Source organism: Alteromonas sp. AO-Serp (genome assembly GCF_017849675.1).
In the GTDB taxonomy this organism is placed as follows: Bacteria; Pseudomonadota; Gammaproteobacteria; order Enterobacterales; family Alteromonadaceae; genus Alteromonas; species Alteromonas macleodii.
Map to the genome: position 1 here is coordinate 1 of NZ_JAFLMX010000104.1, position 20,775 is coordinate 20,775.

Consider the following 20,775-nt stretch of genomic DNA (forward strand, 5'->3'; position numbering starts at 1 on the left):
TCCATTATCTACAAGAACACCGTGAAGCACGTAAACAAAAAAGCCCACCCGCAATCACTGCCGTTTGACAAGGAATGCGGGTGGGCTTTCATAAACTTATACCGTTAGGTATTAGTGATGGTCGCTATTTTGGCTTTTGAAGCTTACTTCCAGCAAATTTACGCTATCAGCAAAGGTCAGGGTTTTGATATCACCCTTGCCTTCTACATTTAGCGTATTCACTTGTTTTGGCCACAAGTCACGCAATGCATCATGGCGAATTTTAATGCCTTCAAGTACAGGCGGCTCAGCAGTTTCCTGATAAACCCAAAAGTGCTTACCTTCAACTTCAAAGCCAACATCAGCAAGCTTTAATGGCTCGCCTGCTGCATTTAAAATTGCAAAGTGGTGGGCGACGTAATCAGCGAATTGTTGCTGCGTTTCTATATCGTCCATAATATCTGCATGCTTGTCGAACAATGCCTTAACCGCGTGTTCAGCATCGTGCAAATTAAAGCGGTGCATCACCTCAATATTTTCTGTTCTAGGATTGAACAGTACCGTGGTAATTGCTGCTTTTATTTGATGCGCTTGGGCTGCAGTGCTGTACGACATTGCGCTAACTAATAGCGCAGCCGTAATTGCGAATGCACTTACGCTTGCGAGCAGAGCATGAGCGCTCTGCTGCAAGCGAGCCAAAGACAACTTATTCGTCATCTTTGTCCTCGTCGTCGGTTTTCAGTTCGGTCTTTGAGTCGTGCATAAGGTCGCGGTACTCGTAAGTGTTACGCGGCTTATTCTTATACGCTTCAATACGCGAAGGAATGATACGACGGGGGTAGTGGTTATTTTCCACATCTACGTCTGCGGTTTCCCAGTGCGGATCAACGGTTACGCTTACCAGCTCTTTGTCTTTGTCGGTAACAATAAGCTTGCTTACGGCTTTAGGTGTACGACGCCAGATTTCCGCAGGAATACGCATTTCTTCTTTCGTGCCGTCTTCAAACGTTAGTTCAAGAATGATTGGCATCACCAACCCACCCTTGTTGCTGAAATCTAGCACGTAGTAGTTTTTGTCTTCTTTCACCGCACGCTCAAACGCTTTACGCTCCCAAGGCTCAAGATCTTTCAAGAATTTCTTGTACTTGTTGCGCTCTTTGTTAGTTACGGTGTAACGATCGTTTTCGTCGTAGAAGTCACTGATATCTTCAAAGCGATCTACCCAAAGCTTTTTGCCTTCTTCTTTATTACGAAGGTCGGTAAGTGACTTCGGTTTTTCCATTTCTGCTTCACGTTCGCGAGCAAAATCGATATCTGGATCTTCAGTGTCTAAACGAAGCTTGTATACGCTGTCTAGGCTAATATCTACATGGTCTGTGGTGTAAAACCAACCACGCCAGAACCAGTCTAGGTCAACGCCTGACGCTTCTTCCATAGTACGGAAGAAATCTGATGGTGTAGGACGTTTAAACATCCAACGCTGCGCGTACTCTTTAAACGCGAAATCAAACAGCTCACGGCCAAGAATAGTTTCGCGAAGAATGTTAAGCGCTACTGCAGGCTTGGTATAGGCATTTGGGCCAAGGCGAAGTACTGAGTCAGACTGGGTCATAATTGGCACTTGCGTCTGAGACTTCATATAGCCAGTGATATCACGTGGCTCAACGCCCCAAGGGATCGTAGGATCCCACTCGCGACCGGCAACGCCGTCTAGGAAGCTGTTCAGACCTTCATCCATCCATGTCCACTGGCGCTCGTCAGAGTTAACTGTCATAGGGAAATAGATATGACCTACTTCGTGAATAACCACACCAATAAGGAAACGTTTCTCAGCAAGCGAGTACGTGCGTGAACCATCGTCACGAAGCTCTGTACGCGGGCCGTTGAAGGTGATCATGGGGTATTCCATGCCGCCAACTGGACCATTTACTGATTGGGCTACTGGGTATGGGTAATCGAAGCTAAAGCGGCTATAAACATCCATGGTGTGGATGATTGATTCTGTAGAATACTTCTGCCATAGCTCGCCACCTTCTTTCGGGTAGAAAGACATGGCCATTACCAATGGTTGAGTGTCACCGCCTTGCTGATAACCACGCGCATCCCACGCAAATTTACGCGAAGAGGCCCATGCAAAGTCACGTACGTTTTCTGCCTTAAAGGTCCAGGTTTTAAGCTTAGTCGTGCCTTCTTTTTCGTTCTCAATTGCTTCTTCTGGTGAAACGATGAAGACGATACGGTCAGCTTTTTCTGCCTTTTTCAGACGGTCGCGCTGTGTTTTAGTTAACACGTCTTTCGGGTTTTGAAGCACACCCGTTGACGATACGATGTGGTCAGCCGGAACCGTAATATCTACTTCGTAGTTACCGAACTCTAGCGTGAACTCGCCACGGCCAATAAACTCTTTATTGGTCCATGCTTCGTAGTCGGTGTAAGCCGCTAGGCGTGGGAACCACTGTGCTAGCAAGAAGATGTCGTTACCGCCTTCACGTTCGTCATCTGGGAAATGCTCGTAACCTGCACGTGCTGAAACAGCGTCTTCTTCAACAATGTTAAACGCAAAATCGATATCAAACGTAACTTTGCTGCCTGGCTTCAACGGTTGAGCCAAGTCAACACGCATTAAGGTGCCAACTACTGTGTGACGTAAGTCATTGCCCGCTTTGTCTTCAACTCGAGAAATGGTATAGCCCAGCTCGTTGTCGTCAACAAACTGCTGACGGCGCAATGCTCCCATGCTTAGCTTAGCTGGCGCATCGCCGCTAGCAGCTTGCGTACCCGGCCCGCGGTTACCGATACCGCCAAACGTGGTAGTAAGCGCAGACATTGAATCGTCGCGGAATTTGTTTTGGTCAAGCTGGATCCACAAGTACTTAAGCGTGTCTGGCGCGTTGTTGTGGTAAGTAATGGTTTCGCTTGCTTCAATGCGGCGTTTGTCTTCAAGTAGCTTTACGTCAATATCGTAATCTACTTGTTGTTGCCAATATTGGTGGCCTGGCTCACCAGCGGCGTTACGGTATACGTTTGGAGTAGGAAGAACTTCGTCCAGCTGACGGAATTTATCTTCGAAATCGCCTTTAGTTTGTTTAATAGCGGCGGTACTAGGAAGAGAAATCAGCATAGACAACACTGGCGCTAGCCAGAAAAAGTGTCGTTTTGCGGTGCTCATGCAGGTTCCTTGCAACTTGTAAGTTAGAATTGTTATAAGATAACACCGCCTAGTATATAAGTATGCCTGTCACAATCCAATTTTTTGACCGTAAACTAACCATGTTTTAACGCAAAAAAACTGTAACAGATCGTTTTGTTTCGCGCTTTAACTGTCGTATTCTTAAGCTCTTGTTTTCTTTTTTCTTCCCCCTATGAACCGTTTTAATTGGCAACGTGCCGTTATAAAAGTTGGCAGTGCACTTATTGCTCCTGAAGGCAATGAGTGTAGTGGGCGTTATTTACTGTCTCTTGCTCGATTTATTACTGCTAGTCGCGAAGCTGGCAAAGAAATTATTCTTGTCTCTTCTGGCAGTGTTGCCGCGGGCCGCAGCAAAGTGAAGGTTCGTCACAACGCATCTATTGCAGAAAAACAAGCCATGGCTGCGATTGGCCAGAATTTAATGATGGCCAACTGGCAGCGCTTTTTCGACTTTCCCTGTGCACAAGTATTGTTAACGGCGGATGATCTACGCGATAGAACCCGCTACGTAAATATTAAAAATACCTTGCGCGAAATTTTGAATCACAATGCGTTACCCATTGTGAATGAAAACGACACGGTTGCAGTGAATGAACTTAAAGTGGGTGACAACGATAACTTGGGTGCTTACACTGCCCTGGTCGCCCAAGCAGACACCCTCATTATCTGCTCAGATATCGACGGTTTATTTACCGCAGACCCAAGAAAAGACGCCAGCGCCACACTCATTCCACAGGTAGATAAAATAGACAGCACTATTTACGGCCTTGCCGGCGGCGCTGGAACAGCGGTAGGAACTGGCGGCATGCGCACAAAAATTGAAGCGGCAGACAAGTGCACCAGTAGCGGTATTCAAACTCTTATTGTCAACGGGCGAAAAGGCGAAACCTTCGATGCGTTACTTGAAGGTAAAGTGCCGGGAACCCTATTCAATGCTAGTAGCACTCCCGCCAGCGCGCGCAGACTGTGGCTTACCCATACTCTAAAAACCGCTGGCAGAATAGAAGTTGATAGCGGTGCGAAAGAGGCGTTAGTGCGAAAAGGCGCGTCATTACTGCCATCGGGTATTGTTGATGTCGTCGGTTTGTTTGAACAAGGCGACGCTGTTGAAGTGGTGTGCCATGGCGAAGTTATTGCCAAGGGGCTTTGCCTTTATAACGCAAAAGACTTAACGCTTATAAAAGGGAAAAAGTCGAAAGAAATTGCCAGTGTGTTAGGTTATGAAACAACCGATGTTGCCATTCACCGTGACGATATGGTGCTTTACTCATAGCGCTACTCAAAAGAATCGCTGCAATAGACTACCGCACATTAAACATTAAACATTAAACATTAATTGGCGTTAGTCGTTCATCGATTTTCATTATTTGCGCCAACAACAAAGCGATACATTTATTCACTAAGGGACGATCATGACTGATATCACACCTACACTTGCCGACTACCCTTACAAAGTCACTATCGCCACGCGTTGGCAAGACAATGATGCGTACGGACATATCAACAATGTTGTGTACTATGGTTTCTTTGATACCGCGGTAAACCGCTTTTTAATTGAAGAAGGTGGACTAGATATACACAACGGGCAATCCGTGGCTTATGTGGTAAGTAGTCAGTGTCAGTACATTGCTCCGGCAGCCTACCCTGAAGACATTTTTGTAGGATTGCGCGTTATCAAAATTGGAAGAAGTTCAGTGACTTATGGTCTATCAGTTTATGCCGGAGAGAATAAGCGGCGCGTGGCTCATGGCCAATTTGTGCATGTGTTTGTAGATAGAAAAACCGACAAGGCCATTCCTATTCCTGTTAATGTGAAAACAGCGTTAGAGTCGATTGTCGAAGTAATGTAGAGCATGGTAAAAATGACGAAACACAATGCATCACAAGCGATGAGCAACGGCAAAAAAAAGCAGGTTGTCTTTCTAGACGCCGAAACCATGGATTTGCCCAGTCTTGATACCTCTTCACTCGATGACGTACAAAACAATTTCGACGCCGCGATTACGCTTCATCAACAAACTCAAGCCGAAGACGTTGCCGAGCGCATTAAAAATGCCGATGCTGTGCTGGTTAACAAAGTCGTGCTACAAGCCAAAGATTTACAGCAGGCCAGTCAGCTTCGCTATATTGGTGTAACTGCGACCGGCATGAACAATATCGACCGTGATTACTGCGAACAGGCTGGTATTACCGTTCAAAATGTAGAGGGCTACGGCACAGATAGCGTTGCTCAACATACGTTGACCTTGGCGTTGAATTTGGCCACCAATTTTGTGACGTATCAGCGCGATATGCGCAACCAAGCATGGTCTAGTTCTTCTCATTTCTGTTTACTCAATCATCCCGTGGTGGAATTGGCGGGTAAGCATGCGGTAATTGTTGGGCATGGCGAGCTTGGCAAGCGTGTAGAGGCATTGTTTAAGGCTATGGGTATGCAGGTGAGTATCGCTGCTCGCCCAGGTAAACAAGATGACCCTCGTCCAAGTCTTGCATCGCTTTTACCAAATGCCGATGTGGTAAGTCTTCATTGCCCGCTTACTGAAGCCACCGACAAGCTTATTAATGCCGAGGCGTTGTCGCTGATGAAGCCAACCGCTTTTCTCATTAATACGGCTCGCGGCGGTTTGATTGATGAGGAGGCACTCTATCATGCGCTTAAAAACAATCAAATTGGTGGCGCGGGATTAGATGTATTAAGTGTCGAGCCTCCGCCTGTTGATCATATATTGCTTAAAGAGGCACTACCTAACTTGCTGGTAACGCCGCATAATGCGTGGATTGGTAATGGCGCTAGGCAAAAACTGCTAGATAGTGCTATCGACCATTTATCTGCCCACTTATCTTCTTGTTTATCAGCTTCCCAGGGCTAGAACACCGCTATGAATAACGCAACCTTATTTGCTCTGTGCTGCCTGATTTGGGGCTCAACCTGGATAGCCATCACTTACCAAATAGGGCATACCTCTGAAACGTTTGCCATTGCGCTGCGTTATTTATTGGCGTCGGCCTGTTTAGGGATTTACTGTGTTATTAGGCGTTTGCCGCTTAAGCTACCGGTACATGTTCATGTGAAAATGGCCGCAGTCGGTCTCTTTTTATACAGCTTAAATTACACGCTGCTGTATATGGCGCAAGCGCACATAATTAGCGCGCTGTTAGCCCTGATGAGTTCTTGTATTATCTACATTAATGTTGTGCTTCGGCGATGGTGGCTTAAAGAGCCTATAAGAAAAGAAGTGGTTATAGGTGCTACATTTGGCTTGCTGGGCATTGTGTGTTTGTTTGTGCCGGAGTTTTCCAAAGTCTCCATGGATGCGGCGCTTGCTACCGGCCTCGCTATAGCGTTTGTCAGCTTTTTCTGCGCCTCAACAGGTAACGTTATCTCCGAGCGTATTTTGACCTCGGGTACGCCTGTTATCCAAATGAACTTTTATGCCATGAGCTATGCCATGATGCTGCTTTTCATCACCTCACTGGCAATGCCGGGTAAGTTGGTCATTCCTACCCATACCGAGTTCTATCTGTCGCTGCTTTATCTGGCTATCTTTGGTTCTGTGTTTGCGTTTGGCGCGTACATGAAACTGTTAAAGCAAATGGGCGCTGACAAGGCTGCATATGTGGTCTTGGTATACCCCATGGTTGCACTGGTTATTTCCACCTTTTTCGAAGGCTATACCTGGAGCGTTTTATCTGTGGTTGGGGTGGTCATTGTGCTGGTAGGCAACGCCATTGCAATGGGGAAAGTTCCCCGCTTTATGCGTCGCCCACCGGTGTCGAGCTAGGAGCTGGTAAAACCGTTTATTTGAGCGCGTTGATTTTCTTATTTAGTTCGTAAGCAGGCTCGGTAACAATGGTTTCAAGGGTTTCGATTCGCGCCATCAAAGCTTCAATCTGCGCATCTTTTTCCTCTAAACGCTGCTGCTGTTTGTCGGTCACGCTTTTAACGAACGGGTTGCTGCACTCGCCGTTCATCCAGTCGTTTAGTCGCCACTGAAATTTTGCGTCTAAGTAGCTTGCCAAAAGCACAAGCGACGTCAGGCTGCCAATTAACAAAACTATACTTAACGTAGACATAATTTTTTCCTAATCCAAATTTCAAGGTTGAAGGCTTTTAGGGAAAATGCCCTAAACGCACGTTACTGCACTTACTGTTTTAACTAGTCGTTTGTTGCTTAAAAAAATTACAGCATTGACGAAAAAAGTTTGTAATAAAAATTCGTGGGGGCAGACTGATAGAAGTAACACAATAAAATAACAACAGTTTTTGTGATTAGGGATGTGACGTTGGGGCAGGGTTTTGAAGATGTTTTTGCGCAATACGGGGCAATACTGAGCCGTGTAGCCAACAGCTATGAAGCAAACGAAGCGATGCAGCAAGAATTATTGCAAGAAATTGCTATTGCCGTCTGGCAGGGGCTGTCTCGCTTCAAGGGCGATAGCAGCGTGAAAACCTATATTTTGAAGATAGCTCATAACCGCGCAGTTACTCACGTAGCAAATCAAGTGAAGCGTCTCGATACCCATCAATATGACCACGATGATTTGGGCTCTGACAGGTTCGTGAGTACTACCCATTCACCAGAGGAAATGTCTAGTCAACACCAGTCATTAGAACGCCTACTTCGCGCGGTACGGGCACTTCCATTGCAGTCAAGACAAGTGCTAACGCTTTCTCTTGAAGGCTTAAGTTACGATGAAATTGCAGACGTCTGTGGTCTGACTAAAAATCATGTTGGTGTGATATTAAAGCGCGCCAAACAAAGTATCATGCAGGAGCAACCGCATGCATAATTCAGATAATGAGAATCAAACGAACCCGCCCGTATCAGTAGACGATGCGCAAAATGATGGCCTTTCTGCGCTATGGCAAGCTCAGCCAGTTACGACTATCAACCTCTCTGAAGTAAAAGCCAGTTTAAGCAGCGAGCGAACCAAGCAACGCTGGTATATGTTGGTTGACTCCTTAGCGTTTATCCCAGCGATCTACTTGCTAGTTGTTACTTGGGAAAAGTTCACTTTTGTCGCCCACGCGATGTTTGTTTTTATGCTGGTCACGGCTCTTCCCCTGCTTGTTTATCAGCTGTGGTTAAGAAGAGTGGCCGCATTTTCAAAAGACACTCAAACCGCTGACCACCTAACGCAGCTAATAAAGCAAATTAAGAATAACGTTAAGATTGCTGTAATCACTAAACACTCGACATGGACTGCAGTGTTATTTGGATGTGCCTTTCTGGTGGAGCGCTATTTTTATGGGGAGCTTACCCCAGAGAAAGTTATGAAGATGGCTATAGTTATGACGTCCATGAGCGTTGTGATGATAGTGTGGTATGTGTGGGCGAGCAAAAGACAAAAGCGTTTTGAGCGTCAACTCGAAACGCTTGAGAAGATGGCACAGCAGCGTTAAGGGCGCATGAGTGCAAAAGTACGATGTTTTGACTTTGAGCGCTCAATTGTTATTACTTGTGCTCGGAGTGCTCACATTATCTTTCAGATCTTGCTCTGCGCTTTCATTGGACTCGTCAGCTTCACTGTCGTCTTCATCACTATCTCTACGGGTTCTGTTATCACCCAAGAAAAACTCATAATAAAGGTCTAACGCGAACTCAGATTGGTCTTCCAGTGTGGTTTGAATGGCTTCTAAATATAAACTAGGTAGAAGCTGATATTTTACCGCCAAGTCAGGCGGTAGTTGTCTGCGTCGTAGCGTGCTATTGGCGTCGTTGTTACTTAGACCAACGTCTACATTGTATTCCACAGATAATCGCTCGTTAATCTGCCCTCTTACCGACAGTAAATCTTCGTTAGTGCTTAAACTAAAATCATCAATACCTAGCGCGCTTCCTACTTGTCCTGTCAGGGTTTTGGTGTTGGATAAACCAAAGCCTACCAGCAGCGCAGCGTAGTTAGAATCTTGTGTGCCCGAGTTCGGTCCAGAACCTGTAAGTAGATATGACAATACGCCCTGTTGATCCATCGCAGGCTCAGAGAACAGGTTAATACTCGGCGAGTCAGCCGCGCCATCAATTCGGATACCTGCAATTACGTCGTCATCGGTTTTAGCCGGGTCGCGGATGGCTTCGACCAGCAACAAAGGTTGGTCGATGGGGCCGTTAAATTGTACTTCACCGGTTTGAATAATTAACTGTTGTCCGTAAGCGTTGTATCGACCATTTAAAATTTGAAGGTCACCATAGCCCACAAGTGCAGGTTGAGTGTTTACGCGAATGCCACCATATAAACTTGCAGTAAGGCCAAACGCTTCGAGTTTTACTTCTTCGGTTTTGTTTTTGTCGATGTTGACCAATACCGAAGCGTGGACGATATCTAGCGGTTCCTCTCTATCCGGTTCGCCACGCAGGTGCACGTCTTTTGATGGGGAAACAGCACTCTCAGGTAGCGACTCTATTTCAATTCTCGCCCAAGGAATATTTATCTCGCCACTCACGTCCACTTTTTCTTTTGTGGCGGCGATATCGATATTCGGTGATACCTTGAGTCGAATGTTTGGCTGACGAATTTCGAAACCGTTTCCCTTTAAATTAAATGTCGCACTGGGGTTGGATGACCAGTCTAACTCGCCTTTTAACGCCCCTTTTCCTCCGCCTAGTAAGAAGGTGCCGTCTAGTGCAGCGGTTTGACCATTAAGCGATACTTTTTGATTCCAATCGGCCAGTGTCACAGGTGTATCTTGTATATCGATAGCGCCATTTGAAACCGTCAATTCACCGTTAAGCGTAGGGTCGTCAATGTAACCACTCAACGATACGTTCCCGTTTAACTTTCCTGTAAGGGTTCTGATAGCAGGGGAAAGGGGTTTGAATGGTGCAACATTAAGCCCTTGCATCTCTAGTTTACCATCAAGTGGTATACGCGATTCGAAAGGACGGGTATTTAAGGTTAGTGTTGCATCCCCGACATCTTGGCTTGAGATCACAGATGTTGATGCTAACTGCTCCTGCTTTATCTCTCCTTTAGTTTCTATGGAGTTAATAGTGAGCGTTAGCGGGCGCGTTTCACCAAGTTGCCATGGCGCAGAACTCATAGACGCAGTAAATGTAGCATCGATTGGGTCGTTAGCTGAGTAGCTGCCTTTGGTTTTTACGGTAAGTGTTGCTTGTGAGGGACTTGAAACAACAGTAGGCGCTAACTCGTTCGCCCACAACCCGATGGGCAGCGCCGTCGCGCTGATATCCCAACTGGCTTTGTTTTGTTGATAATTCACGTTTGAAATACACAGCTCACCTTCTTTTCGAGAGGTCCAACAGTGCTGACCTATTTTAGCCGTTATAGGTGAGGTGCCTATATCTACACTGAACGGGCTTGATAGCGTCCACTGCATATTAGCGAGCTTCAATGCGGTATCACTAATTTCCCCCACCCAGTGATTGTTCGTCCATGCACCTTTTAAAGACAGCCCAATATTATTGTTGGGCACAGCTAGGTCAATATCTGCGGTATGGTCGCGATAGGTACCGTTAACTTTGATTTCGCCGTTCATTGGTCCTTGCTGCGCGGCAGAGGCATTTAAATTGGGTGACACAGCGATATTAGATAGGGCGAGTGTGCCGTTAGCACTTGGATTTTGCCAAGGACCGGCGGCTGTGATATTGCCACTTACCGCACCTGTCACTTCTGGGTATAGGCTTGAAATAGCGTTAACGTTTATCGCAATATTTGCATTTAAATGACGCTTATTCAGTACCTGAGCAATGGCGCGTATCGTGTTTCGCTCTTGCTCGTGTTCTTGAATGATATTGACGTTAGTAACGAATAAGTCGCTGGGGCCAGCATAAACCGCATTCCCCTTCACCTGAAGCGGTTTGCCCTGAAGTACACCCGAGACAGTCATATCTCTTAGGCTCATGTGTAATCCGCCGCGCTCAGAGTATTGCAATATACTGTCTATTTCTCCGCTAATTTTTTCAGGCGCATAAGTGCTGAATTGCCGCCCTGATACATTCTTAAGCGTTGTCTTACCTTCCCACGCGATACTTTCATTTAGATAAAGGGTACCAGTGTTGGTTAAGCTCCCATCCAAAGCGTTTATATTGGCTTCATTAACAAAAATATTGTTCTTTTTCAGCACCACATCAAGTGATACTGGTACATTGCCAATGTCAGGCAATGTAGCTGCGCCTGCTCCTTTAAGTACGTAATCACCCATGGTGCCGGAAAGCGTTAACTGTCCTTCTTTGAGCGTAGTGTTTTCCAGTGTCGGTATGGCTTGTTTTTGCCAGTTCGCAGTGAATTCTATGGGAAGGTTACTGTCTAGAATGTTGGCCATTAGGTTAGCGTTTGCGGTTACCGCGCCTCTGGCAACAACTGACAGCGTTAAATCGTCCAACGCCCCCGCGGCCGCTACACTCAGTTCTTGTGGTGTGTCACCAAGCTTCGTTTTCGCGTTAATAGCCACATTTAATGGGAAGTTTCCGTCAAGTGTTGCGCTCGCTTTTCCTTTCACCTCACCTTGTTCATGTACAACGGTCATTTCTTCAATAGCGACATCGCTGTCCTTAAAGTGAGCCTCTAACAGCGAGATGAGTGAAATGTGCTGTTTGCTCTCCCCTTGAATTATGTGTAGATCTTCTACTAAAAAAGTACCAAGAGACAAAGGAATAGGGGTAGCTATATTTGGTAGTTCGGGGACGTCGTAGCTTAGTGAGTATGACGTAGGCAAAGCGCTATCAGCACTTGGAGCCTGTTCTTTTTTGGGAGCAGGCTGCTCACTATTAGTTTCCGATGCATTGGTCATGGCTGCCGGTGAAGAGCTGGCAGCTTCATCTTGGTTTAGCAGAGCAATGCGAACACCTTTCGCGGCGATGCTGTCAAGTATGAGGTCGCTATTTCCTTCAAAATCGGTTAGCTCTAGTTCATCAATTTCTACTGTTGTCGTAAGTAGAGCAAGTTTGATATTCGTTAGCGCTAAATACCCAACATCAATAGGCAGCGGTAATTCAATCTGGCCACCTGCAGGTGCATCATCGGAAGAGTCAGGCGCGTTTGAGCGCTGTGTAAGCGTAGCGTTTTCCAGCGTGACTTCATTGACACATACTCTAGGCTCAAACAAACAACGCCAGGTAATATCAATGTAGGCATATTGTGCGGACACCTTCCATTGCGGGTTTTCCCACTCCACATTATGCACTTCTAGTGTGTCAGCAAACCCACCGTCAATGGCATCGATGGAGAGGCTTTCAACAAACGTGTTGGCCAGTAACTTAACGGTAGGGCCGCCTAAGGGACTTATCAAAACGGCATACAACGCGACCAGTATAAGAACCGGTGAAAGTAAAATGGCCGAAAGCGTACGTTTTCTCATAGCTCAGGCCCCAACAAAATATGTAACTGCCATGTATTCTCGTCTGGCGCAAAGCCTCTTGCCACGTAAAGTCTGACTGGACCAATTGGTGAAAGCCAATGTACACCAGGTCCAACGCTATATGTCAGCGTTGTGCTGGTGTCGTTTGTTGCTGTACCTGCATCAACAAACGCTGCCACTCTCCAATTATCTGCCACTTGATAGGCATACTCTACACTCGATGTTGCAAGGTACTTCCCTCCAATAGAGTCAACAATGAGTTCTCCTGTTTCTGGATCAATGACTTCAGCTGTCGGAGAAATTTCGCGATAGTCGAAGCCGCGAACACTTTTATCGCCCCCTGCATAAAAACGCAACGACGTTGGCACCTCATCAAAACTATTGGTTTTAATAACCCCAGCTTCACCGCGTATGGTTATTCTGTGCACATTGTTAAAGGTACGGATAAGCGTGGCTTCAACCACGGCTTTGGCAAAATCGATATCAGAACCATAACCTTCTCTGCCTATTTGAGTGAGCATTTGAAGGTAGGTACCATTATTAATGTTGAGCTCACTGTCTTTATCGCGATAGGTTAACGAGTACCCGGGTAATACTAGGGACGTGGTGTTTGTACTCAATTCCCCTTGATCATAAGTTTCACGTAGATAGGTCACCGAGCCATCGTGTTGCCATGGTGAATTGTCATGTTGCCAGTAACGGTGTGCAGACAAAGATAAGGTTTCACTCTCAAAGGAAGTGTTGCTGTACTCTATAAATTGGTAACCCGCCTCTATACTCGCGTAATCCCGCGTTATGTTTCTCATCGGTATACGGTAGTCGGCAGTCACCGATTGTTCTGGCGCTGAAATGAAAATATCAGATGAAACAGAGTGCCCTTTACTATTCACCCAAGGACGCTCCCATCCTAAGCGAACCCGTGGGCCCGTGTCAGTGGCTGCGCCAACAGAAACGTTAAATGCGTCTGTGGGTCTGTGAAGTAACGATACCTCAACCGGTACCAGCAAACCATCAGCCTCACTTACAACCGGGCGTGCAATAACGCGGGTAAAATACCCAGATTGATTAAGGCTTCTGTTGAAATCGGCAAGTGTTGATGAAGAGTACGCATCGCCTGTTTTAAACGGCTTTAGCCGCTCAATGATGGCTTTCGCCTTGTCATCGCCAATAAATTTTAGCTCTCCAAATTGGTACTGGGGCCCGCTTTGCGCAATCAAAAGTACGTTTGCTTGTTTTTCGTCACGCACTAGGTCGAGACGCGTCGCCTGCCAAAAATAATCAAAATAGCCATTAGATAAGGCGTAGTTAAACATGGACGACTTAAACGACTCGTAAATGGTTTGGTTTAACACGTCGCCTTCTTTAAGCTTTAGTGAATTAAAACGTTCTCTGAAAGCCTTATCTTCACGTCCTGCACCTATTATTTCGCGAGTAACCTTATTTATGGTAAGCGGCGCATTCAAAGCAACATTCACTGTAACCTTGTCGCCCTCTTCAATACTTACCTTGGTCTCGCTGTTGTAATAACCATAGGGTTGAACCGCTGTCGCTACCGTTTCACCCACCTCATCTTGCCAGTAAGGGTCAGTAAGCAACGATTTTTCCACGTCGAGACTGTTTAAATGCAGGCGGATATTATTACGCAGTTTGTCGTCTTCTACGCCCTGAATGTTATAGGAAATAGGGTCTTGGGCATGTGAAAAAGTAAAGAGAGCACACGCTAGCGTGCACAATGTACTGCCCACCAAAACTCGGACTGCTTTGGTGATTCTGAACATAAATTGTCGGAAAAGATGGTCTTGCAAACTGGCAAGCCCGCTCCAAATCGAAGGCATGAAAAGGCTAAGTCCTTAAGGTAACGCTGGGCTGTGAAGCTTACCGCTTGATGGTAAAATCCATATTATGTCTGTGGTTAATGATACCACATTTGCAATTTGTATCCGCAAACTACGACGAGAGATCAAATAATTGCGCTGACGTCGGTAAATAATACCAATCCGCATAGATAATTGCCCACTCAGAAGGCGCTGGCAAGTTTCCTAGCAAAGCGTGGGAATGCAGGAATGGCTGTTCCCTTTCAAATTCCCAGAATGAAGCTAGGAAGCTTGCCAGACCTTCCCGAAGGGCGAGTTTAAAATGTCCGTACTCTTTGTTGTGTCACCTTGATGTAGACCACTATACCTGCGGTAACACGCCGCGATTACGAACATTTTAACTCTCGCTGAGTGGGTAATGATCTATGCGGATTGGTATAGAATGCATTCAACGTATTTTCCTGACTAGAATGCCCTTCTTCAGAACATATCTGGCACATCCACTCACTTAACATAGAGCCTAGTATTGCTTTGTTTTTGTACATATGGGCATGAGTGAGTATACTCTGTGTAACTTAACTTCGAGTTTTTTGCCTAAGCTAAGTTCCACTAACAATAAAAAACAACAAGGGAATGTTATGTCTTCTAATAAGGCTCTCTTACCTACGACACTAGTTACTTTGCTACTGTTGGTTTGCTCTTTCTCCACACTGGGCGCAGATCAAACTAAGGCAGAACCCGAGTACGAAAAATTCAGTTCTTTGCCAACTTATTGGACTCCGTCGCTGTCACCCGATGGCTCAAAAATCGCTTTTGTTCAAAACGTTGAGCAAGAAGAAGCGTTTGCCATGCTTGCCACTTACGACTTAAAAAAGGGTGAAAAGCACTACCTACTGCGATCGGACAATGAACGCGTAAAAATTAACTGGTACAACTGGGTGAACAATGAACGGCTGGTGGTTAGCGCTCGTTACGAAACCCGCCGTGGCACCACGAAAGTTCACGACACACGGTTGTTAAGCATTAAGTTTGACGGTGAAGGCGGTGCATTCAACTTGGTTGAATGGGAGAGAATAAAGCGTCGAGCAGGTAACCCGAACCACATTCCTCAATTTCACGATGACGTTATCGACTGGCTGCCTGACGATCCAGAACATATTCTAATTGCCTTAGACGCTGAGGTGTTGGGGCTGCCGTCGGTTTACAAAATCAATGTTAATGATGGTGGCGTAAGTCGCATTATTCGCGGGAAAAAACGCATTAGAGATTGGATGACGGACCAACAAAATAACGTTCGTATAGGTGTTTCGCTTGATTACGATACAGGGGAGCGAGAAGTCTTTCTAAAAGAAGGAGACGATTGGCGCACCTTATTTGCTTACAACGCTATGTCTGACAAGGGTGAATACCCAGTTGGCTTTGCAAAAGACCCAAATATTCTTTATTTCAAAGGTTATAAAGGAGACTTCCGTGCATTGTACACCTTGAACCTTACTACTAATGAGCGAACAGAGGTGTATGCTGATGAAGGGTACGATGTTAATGGTAGCCTTATCTATTCACCGGTTACCCGAGATGCAATAGGAGTACGCCATGACGGTCGACATTATTGGGATGAACGTTACGTCGCTCTTCAAAATGGTATCGATGCTGGTCTTCCTGATTACGACAATACCTTAGTCAGCTTTAGCGACGACGAACAAACATATGTTGTTTATTCAGAGTCAGACACCTTACCAGGAGTTTATTTGTTGGGTGACCGTAAAGAAGGCACGTTAGTGATGCTTTTTGAGCAGTATGCTCAAATAGATCCGGCAAAATTATCTGAGCATACGTTAATTGAATATGAAGCCAGAGACGGCATCAAAATCGAAGCGTATTTGACTTTACCAAAAGGCGAAGGCCCGTTTCCTACCATTATTCATCCCCACGGCGGCCCCGGAGCAAGAGATTTCAGTGGTTTCGACTATTGGACAGCGTATTTTACGTCGAAAGGTTATGCAGTACTAAGGCCTAACTTTAGAGGTTCTAGAGGGTATGGGTACAGCTTTGCGCAAAGCCAAATGAAAGGTTGGGGCTTGGCTATGCAAGATGATATCACCGATGCGGCAAACTGGATGGTAGAGCAGGGGCACGCTGAGCAAGACAACATGTGTATTGTGGGCGCTAGCTATGGCGGTTACGCCGCCCTGATGGCAACTGTTAAAACCCCGGATCTGTTTAAGTGTGCGGTGAGCTTTGCTGGCGTAAGTTCACTTAAACACGTCATTATTCATTCTCGCCGTTTCCTGAACAACGAATTTGTGAAAAACCAAATTGGGGATGATTATGATGACCTTGAAGCGCGCTCGCCTTACTACAATGCGAAAGGGATAAAGACGCCAATTTTGCTGGTACATGGAGAGGAAGATAGAGTTGTCCCTCCACTTCATAGTCGCTACATGGCTGACGAGTTAGATGATTACGACAAGGTCTACAAATATGTAGAGCTTGAAAGTGGCGACCACAATTTGTCTATTCAGCGAAATCGTCATATTTTCTTTAAGGAAATGGATGCATTTTTAGACCAACACCTTAGGCCAGCGAGTAAAGCGAGTGCTGCAACGGCAAACGTTTCAGCTTCCGAGTAACACCCGTTAAATGCACCAGTATTTACGACAAGATTTTGCTTGGCTGGCGGCTTTTTAACCAAGTTTCAGGTATACTCAACAAGGCGCGTTAATTTCGCGCCTTTTTAATTTCCCCCACTTTATTTCATATTCGAGACTTTATGCCCCAGACTTCTAATGGCGTATCTGAGGATACTGCAGTTGTGCAAAAGCCAGCGCTTGGCCTTGTTGAATTTGTTGCGCTAATGGCTACGATGACATCCCTTGTCGCGTTGAGCATTGACGCTATGCTGCCTGCGTTGATTCAAATTGGCGAGTCACTACAGGTCGCCGAGGCGCATCAAACCCACTTAATCGTTACCGTGTTCTTTTTAGGCATGGCACTGGGTCAAATGTTCTTTGGGCCTTTTTCCGATAGCCGCGGCCGTCGCCTAACTATATTAGTGGGCCTGTGTATTTTCGCCTTAGGTACATTTGTTTGCATGATGGCCACCAATTTGGAGACCATGCTGGTAGGTCGCGTTATTCAAGCATTTGGGGTGTCTGGGCCACGAATAGCCTCTATGGCAATTATTCGCGACCTTTACGTTGGCGATGCGATGGCAAAAGTCATGTCGTTTATCATGATGGTGTTTATATTAGTGCCTATGTTGGCGCCTATTATTGGGCAAACGGTGATGGAGTTGACCTCATGGTTCCATATTTTCACTATGTTTCTCATTGTGGCTACCATGGCCGGCATTTGGTTTTTTTCTCGTCAAGGGGAAACCTTGCCAAGAGCAAGGCGTAAAAAGTTTTCATGGGCGCAATTTTTTGCATCGTCAAAGTTCATTCTCACTAACCCAGCAGTGATGGGTTACACCTTTGCTATGGGCTGTATTTTTGGCGCATTCCTGGCGTATTTAAGCGCTTCGCAAACCATATTTACTGTGTTTTACAACGTAGGTGAATGGTTTCCCTACATCTTTGCAACGCTTGCTTTTTCAATTGGTCTCGCCTCTTACTTTAACGGCAAAATGGTGATGCGTTTTGGGATGCGCAAGCTTTGTCGTTTTGCACTTAAAGGGGTTAACGGGTTTGCCGTTGTGTATTTAGCGTTGCTGTTGGCGTACGACGGCTTGCCGCCTTTAATTCCTACGGTTGCGGTTATGTTTGTAGGCTTTTTCTTTGTGGGCATACTGTTTGGTAACTTAAACGCCATGGCGATGCAGCCGCTTGGCGATATGGCAGGTTTAGGCGCGGCCATAATTGGCTCATTTTCTAGCCTTTTCTCGGTGCCTGTTGCACTGTTCGTCGACAGTTTCTTAAATGGAAATTTAATGCCTATCGGCTGGGGATTTCTCGTCTTTTTTGCTTTGTCTTACGTATCCGTACGCTATGCTGAGCGCGTTCGTGAAGGTTCTATTTAGAAGGTGTATCGGCGTGTCGCAGTGGTCAGTTGCGTAAGAAACTTATTAGCAGGCTTACGGACATAAAAAAGCCCGACCAAAATGGTCGGGCAAGAGGGCTTAGTTAAGCACCTAACGACAGAAACTGTCCTAACCTATGATGGCCTTCATGTCAGTCATGTAGCCACGTAAGGTCTTACCTACCGATTCCACACCGTGTGAGCGGATGGCTTCGTTAATTTCAACAAGGCGTTTGTTCTCTACCTGATTAGAAGTAGCGGCTAAACCCTTACCGATAACGCTGGTATCAATGGTAGGCATAAATTTCTCACGCAAAATTGGAATTGCTGCGTTAGCAAACAAATAGTTTCCGTATTCTGCTGTGTCTGAAATAACCACGTTCATTTCATACAAACGCTTACGTGCGATTGTGTTAGAAATAAGCGGTGTTTCATGCAGTGATTCATAGTACGCAGACTCAGGTAAAATACCGGCTTCAACCATTACGTCGAACGCAACTTCAACACCACACTTGATCATGGCAACCAGTAAGATGCCGTGGTCAAAGAATTCTTGTTCACTGATTTCACCTTCATAAGCCGGTGCGTTTTCAAACGCGGTTTCACCGGTTTCTTCACGCCACTTAAGCAGGTTCGCATCGCCATTGGCCCAATCTTCCATCATGGTGCGAGAGAACTCACCGCTGATGATGTCGTCTTGGTGCTTTTCAAATAGCGGACGAAGTAAATCAGTTAACTGCTCAGAAAGCTCAAACGCTTTCACTTTTGCAGGGTTTGATAGACGGTCCATCATGTTAGTCACACCGCCAATCTTAAGTGCTTCAGTAATAGCTTCTAGGCCGTACTGAATAAGTGCACCTGCGTATCCTGGCTCGATACCGTCATCAACCATTTTTTCAAACGCAAGTACCGCTGCAACTTGTTGCATACCACACAAAATGGTTTGCTCGCCCATGAGGTCAGATTTAACTTCAGCCACAAATGATGACTCAAGTACACCTGCGCGGTCACCGCCCGTTGCACTTGCAAGTGCTTTGGCCTGATCCCAACCTTTACCTTCAGGGTCGTTTTCTGGGTGTACAGCAATCAGAGTTGGTACACCGAAGCCACGCTTATATTCTTCACGTACTTCAGAACCCGGGCTTTTCGGCGCACACATGATTACTGTGATATCGCTACGAATTTGCTGCCCTTCTTCAACGATATTGAAACCGTGAGAGTAACCTAGCGTTGCACCTTCTTTCATAAGCGGCATAACGGCTTCGACTACGCTAGCGTGCTGCTTATCAGGTGTTAAGTTATATACTACGTCTGCTTCTGGAATGAGCTGTTGGTAAGTACCAACGGTAAATCCGTTACTGGTTGCGCGCTTATATGAGTCGCGTTGCTCATCAATGGCTGCTTGACGCAGCGCATAAGAAACATCTAACCCTGAGTCACGCATATTCAAGCCTTGGTTAAGGCCCTGCGCGCCGCAGCCTACAATGACAATTTTCTTGCCTTTTAAGAACTGACAACCGTCAGCGAATTCATCGCGTGCCATGAAACGGCAGCGGCCAAGCTGATCTAACTGCTGGCGAAGTGACAGGGTGTTGAAATAATTAGCCATAAAAATTTCCGAACAACATTCATTTTTGTCAATATCAAACACCGACCTTGGTGTTGACAGACCTCGTCTATGACGACTTGATATTGAGACTAAAAGATTTCTTTTGTTTTGGAAAATGATATATTTGCAAGATAATATTGCATAAAGTGAAATGTTTATGGATTTTCGCAGTCTACAGCTGTTCAATCACCTAGCTACCAGCCTACATTTTGGCATTACCGCCGAGGCCATGTATGTGTCGCCTTCTACGTTAAGCCGGGTTATTCAGCGCCTTGAGGACGAGTTAGGCTGCACGTTGTTTAAACGTGATAATCGCAAAGTGGCGCTAACCCACAGTGGGCACAAGCTGCTGTCTTTTTCAAAGCAAGCGCTGAAAGATTGGCAGCAGCTAAAGGTCGACTTAAAAGAAGATAACGACGCATTGCAGGGCGAGCTCAGCGTATTTTGCTCGGTTACCGCCAGTCAAAGCCATTTACCCGCTATGCTTAGACAGTTCAGGCAACAGCACCCGGGTGTTGATATACGCCTAATTACCGGCGATCCTGCCCTTGCGATAGAAAAAGTGAAAGGCAAACAGTGCGACTTATCTATTGCTATCTACACCCCTGATATGCCGACAGATTTACATTTCACCGCGCTTGATAATGTACCTTTGGTACTTATTGCTCCAAGAGAATGGCGGCTTACTCAACTAAGCCAGTTAGACTGGACCAAACATCAGGTGATTATGCCTGAAACTGGACCAACCCGTCGTACCGCCTATCATTGGTTTGCTGAACACGGTATTCGCCCTAATGTGTATGCTTACGTAGGCGGTAACGAGGCCTTCGTGAGCATGGTGGCACTT

Annotated in this window: 15 protein-coding genes; 9 read left to right on the plus strand and 6 right to left on the minus strand. The window is 46.0% G+C overall.

Annotated features, from left to right (window positions below; all coding sequences use genetic code 11):
• Positions 1-111: 111 nt before the first annotated feature.
• Both QVA83_RS08045 and QVA83_RS08050 read right to left on the minus strand, forming a co-directional pair.
• A complete protein-coding gene (locus tag QVA83_RS08045) occupies positions 112-696 on the minus strand; it encodes a DUF6702 family protein (RefSeq protein ID WP_014977821.1) in 585 nt (194 codons plus the stop codon).
• Positions 686-3,148 (minus strand): M1 family aminopeptidase, encoded by a 2,463-nt coding sequence (locus tag QVA83_RS08050; RefSeq protein WP_014980757.1) that lies wholly within the window; start codon positions 3,146-3,148, stop codon positions 686-688. The genes QVA83_RS08045 and QVA83_RS08050 overlap by 11 nt, the downstream gene beginning before the upstream one ends.
• A gap of 193 nt (positions 3,149-3,341) precedes the next feature.
• Between QVA83_RS08050 and proB the strand changes: the two genes are divergently transcribed.
• The 4 genes from proB (at position 3,342) to QVA83_RS08070 (ending at position 6,951) form a co-directional block, all read left to right on the plus strand.
• A complete protein-coding gene (gene proB / locus QVA83_RS08055) occupies positions 3,342-4,442 on the plus strand; it encodes a glutamate 5-kinase (RefSeq protein ID WP_282765653.1) in 1,101 nt (366 codons plus the stop codon).
• 139 nt (positions 4,443-4,581) lie between these two features.
• On the plus strand, positions 4,582-5,019 hold the full coding sequence (locus QVA83_RS08060; RefSeq protein WP_014951416.1) for an acyl-CoA thioesterase: 438 nt from the start codon (positions 4,582-4,584) through the stop codon (positions 5,017-5,019).
• Positions 5,020-5,022: 3 nt separating this feature from the next.
• Complete coding sequence (locus QVA83_RS08065) at positions 5,023-6,039, plus strand: D-2-hydroxyacid dehydrogenase (RefSeq protein WP_342351264.1); 1,017 nt, start codon at positions 5,023-5,025, stop codon at positions 6,037-6,039.
• Between the two features lie 9 nt (positions 6,040-6,048).
• A complete protein-coding gene (locus QVA83_RS08070; RefSeq protein WP_278345527.1) occupies positions 6,049-6,951 on the plus strand; it encodes a DMT family transporter in 903 nt (300 codons plus the stop codon).
• Positions 6,952-6,967: 16 nt separating this feature from the next.
• Here QVA83_RS08070 and QVA83_RS08075 read toward each other — a convergent pair whose 3' ends face one another.
• Positions 6,968-7,243, minus strand: a complete 276-nt coding sequence (locus QVA83_RS08075) for a hypothetical protein (RefSeq protein WP_014951413.1) — start codon at positions 7,241-7,243, stop codon at positions 6,968-6,970.
• A 210-nt stretch (positions 7,244-7,453) separates the two neighbouring features.
• Between QVA83_RS08075 and QVA83_RS08080 the strand changes: the two genes are divergently transcribed.
• Positions 7,454-7,960 carry an RNA polymerase sigma factor gene (locus QVA83_RS08080; RefSeq protein WP_014951412.1) on the plus strand — a complete coding sequence of 169 codons (507 nt, stop codon included), beginning with the start codon at positions 7,454-7,456 and terminating at the stop codon, positions 7,958-7,960.
• Positions 7,953-8,573, plus strand: a complete 621-nt coding sequence (locus tag QVA83_RS08085) for a hypothetical protein (RefSeq protein ID WP_014951411.1) — start codon at positions 7,953-7,955, stop codon at positions 8,571-8,573. The genes QVA83_RS08080 and QVA83_RS08085 overlap by 8 nt, the downstream gene beginning before the upstream one ends.
• 42 nt (positions 8,574-8,615) lie before the next feature.
• On the opposite strand, the gene QVA83_RS08090 is transcribed toward QVA83_RS08085, so the two are convergent.
• Together QVA83_RS08090 and QVA83_RS08095 are read right to left on the minus strand one after the other, a co-directional pair.
• Positions 8,616-12,488, minus strand: coding sequence for a translocation/assembly module TamB domain-containing protein (locus QVA83_RS08090; protein WP_287498335.1), 3,873 nt, complete (start codon positions 12,486-12,488; stop codon positions 8,616-8,618).
• Positions 12,485-14,323: an autotransporter assembly complex protein TamA gene (locus QVA83_RS08095; RefSeq protein WP_061486851.1), complete on the minus strand. Its 1,839-nt coding sequence runs from the start codon at positions 14,321-14,323 to the stop codon at positions 12,485-12,487. Before QVA83_RS08095 ends, QVA83_RS08090 begins: the two co-directional genes overlap by 4 nt.
• Positions 14,324-14,940: 617 nt before the next feature.
• Here QVA83_RS08095 and QVA83_RS08100 point away from each other — a divergent pair.
• Both QVA83_RS08100 and QVA83_RS08105 read left to right on the plus strand, forming a co-directional pair.
• Positions 14,941-16,932 (plus strand): alpha/beta hydrolase family protein, encoded by a 1,992-nt coding sequence (locus tag QVA83_RS08100; RefSeq protein WP_131137195.1) that lies wholly within the window; start codon positions 14,941-14,943, stop codon positions 16,930-16,932.
• 140 nt (positions 16,933-17,072) lie between these two features.
• Entirely contained in the window at positions 17,073-18,320 is a 1,248-nt protein-coding gene (locus QVA83_RS08105) for a multidrug effflux MFS transporter (RefSeq protein WP_170826522.1), read from the plus strand.
• Between the two features lie 129 nt (positions 18,321-18,449).
• Here the strand turns inward: QVA83_RS08105 and ilvC are convergent, their stop codons facing one another.
• Entirely contained in the window at positions 18,450-19,928 is a 1,479-nt protein-coding gene (gene ilvC / locus QVA83_RS08110) for a ketol-acid reductoisomerase (protein WP_014951396.1), read from the minus strand.
• A gap of 157 nt (positions 19,929-20,085) precedes the next feature.
• Between ilvC and ilvY the strand changes: the two genes are divergently transcribed.
• Positions 20,086-20,775, plus strand: a 690-nt coding sequence (gene ilvY, locus QVA83_RS08115; protein WP_287498336.1) for an HTH-type transcriptional activator IlvY, incomplete at its 3' end; no start/stop codon positions are given.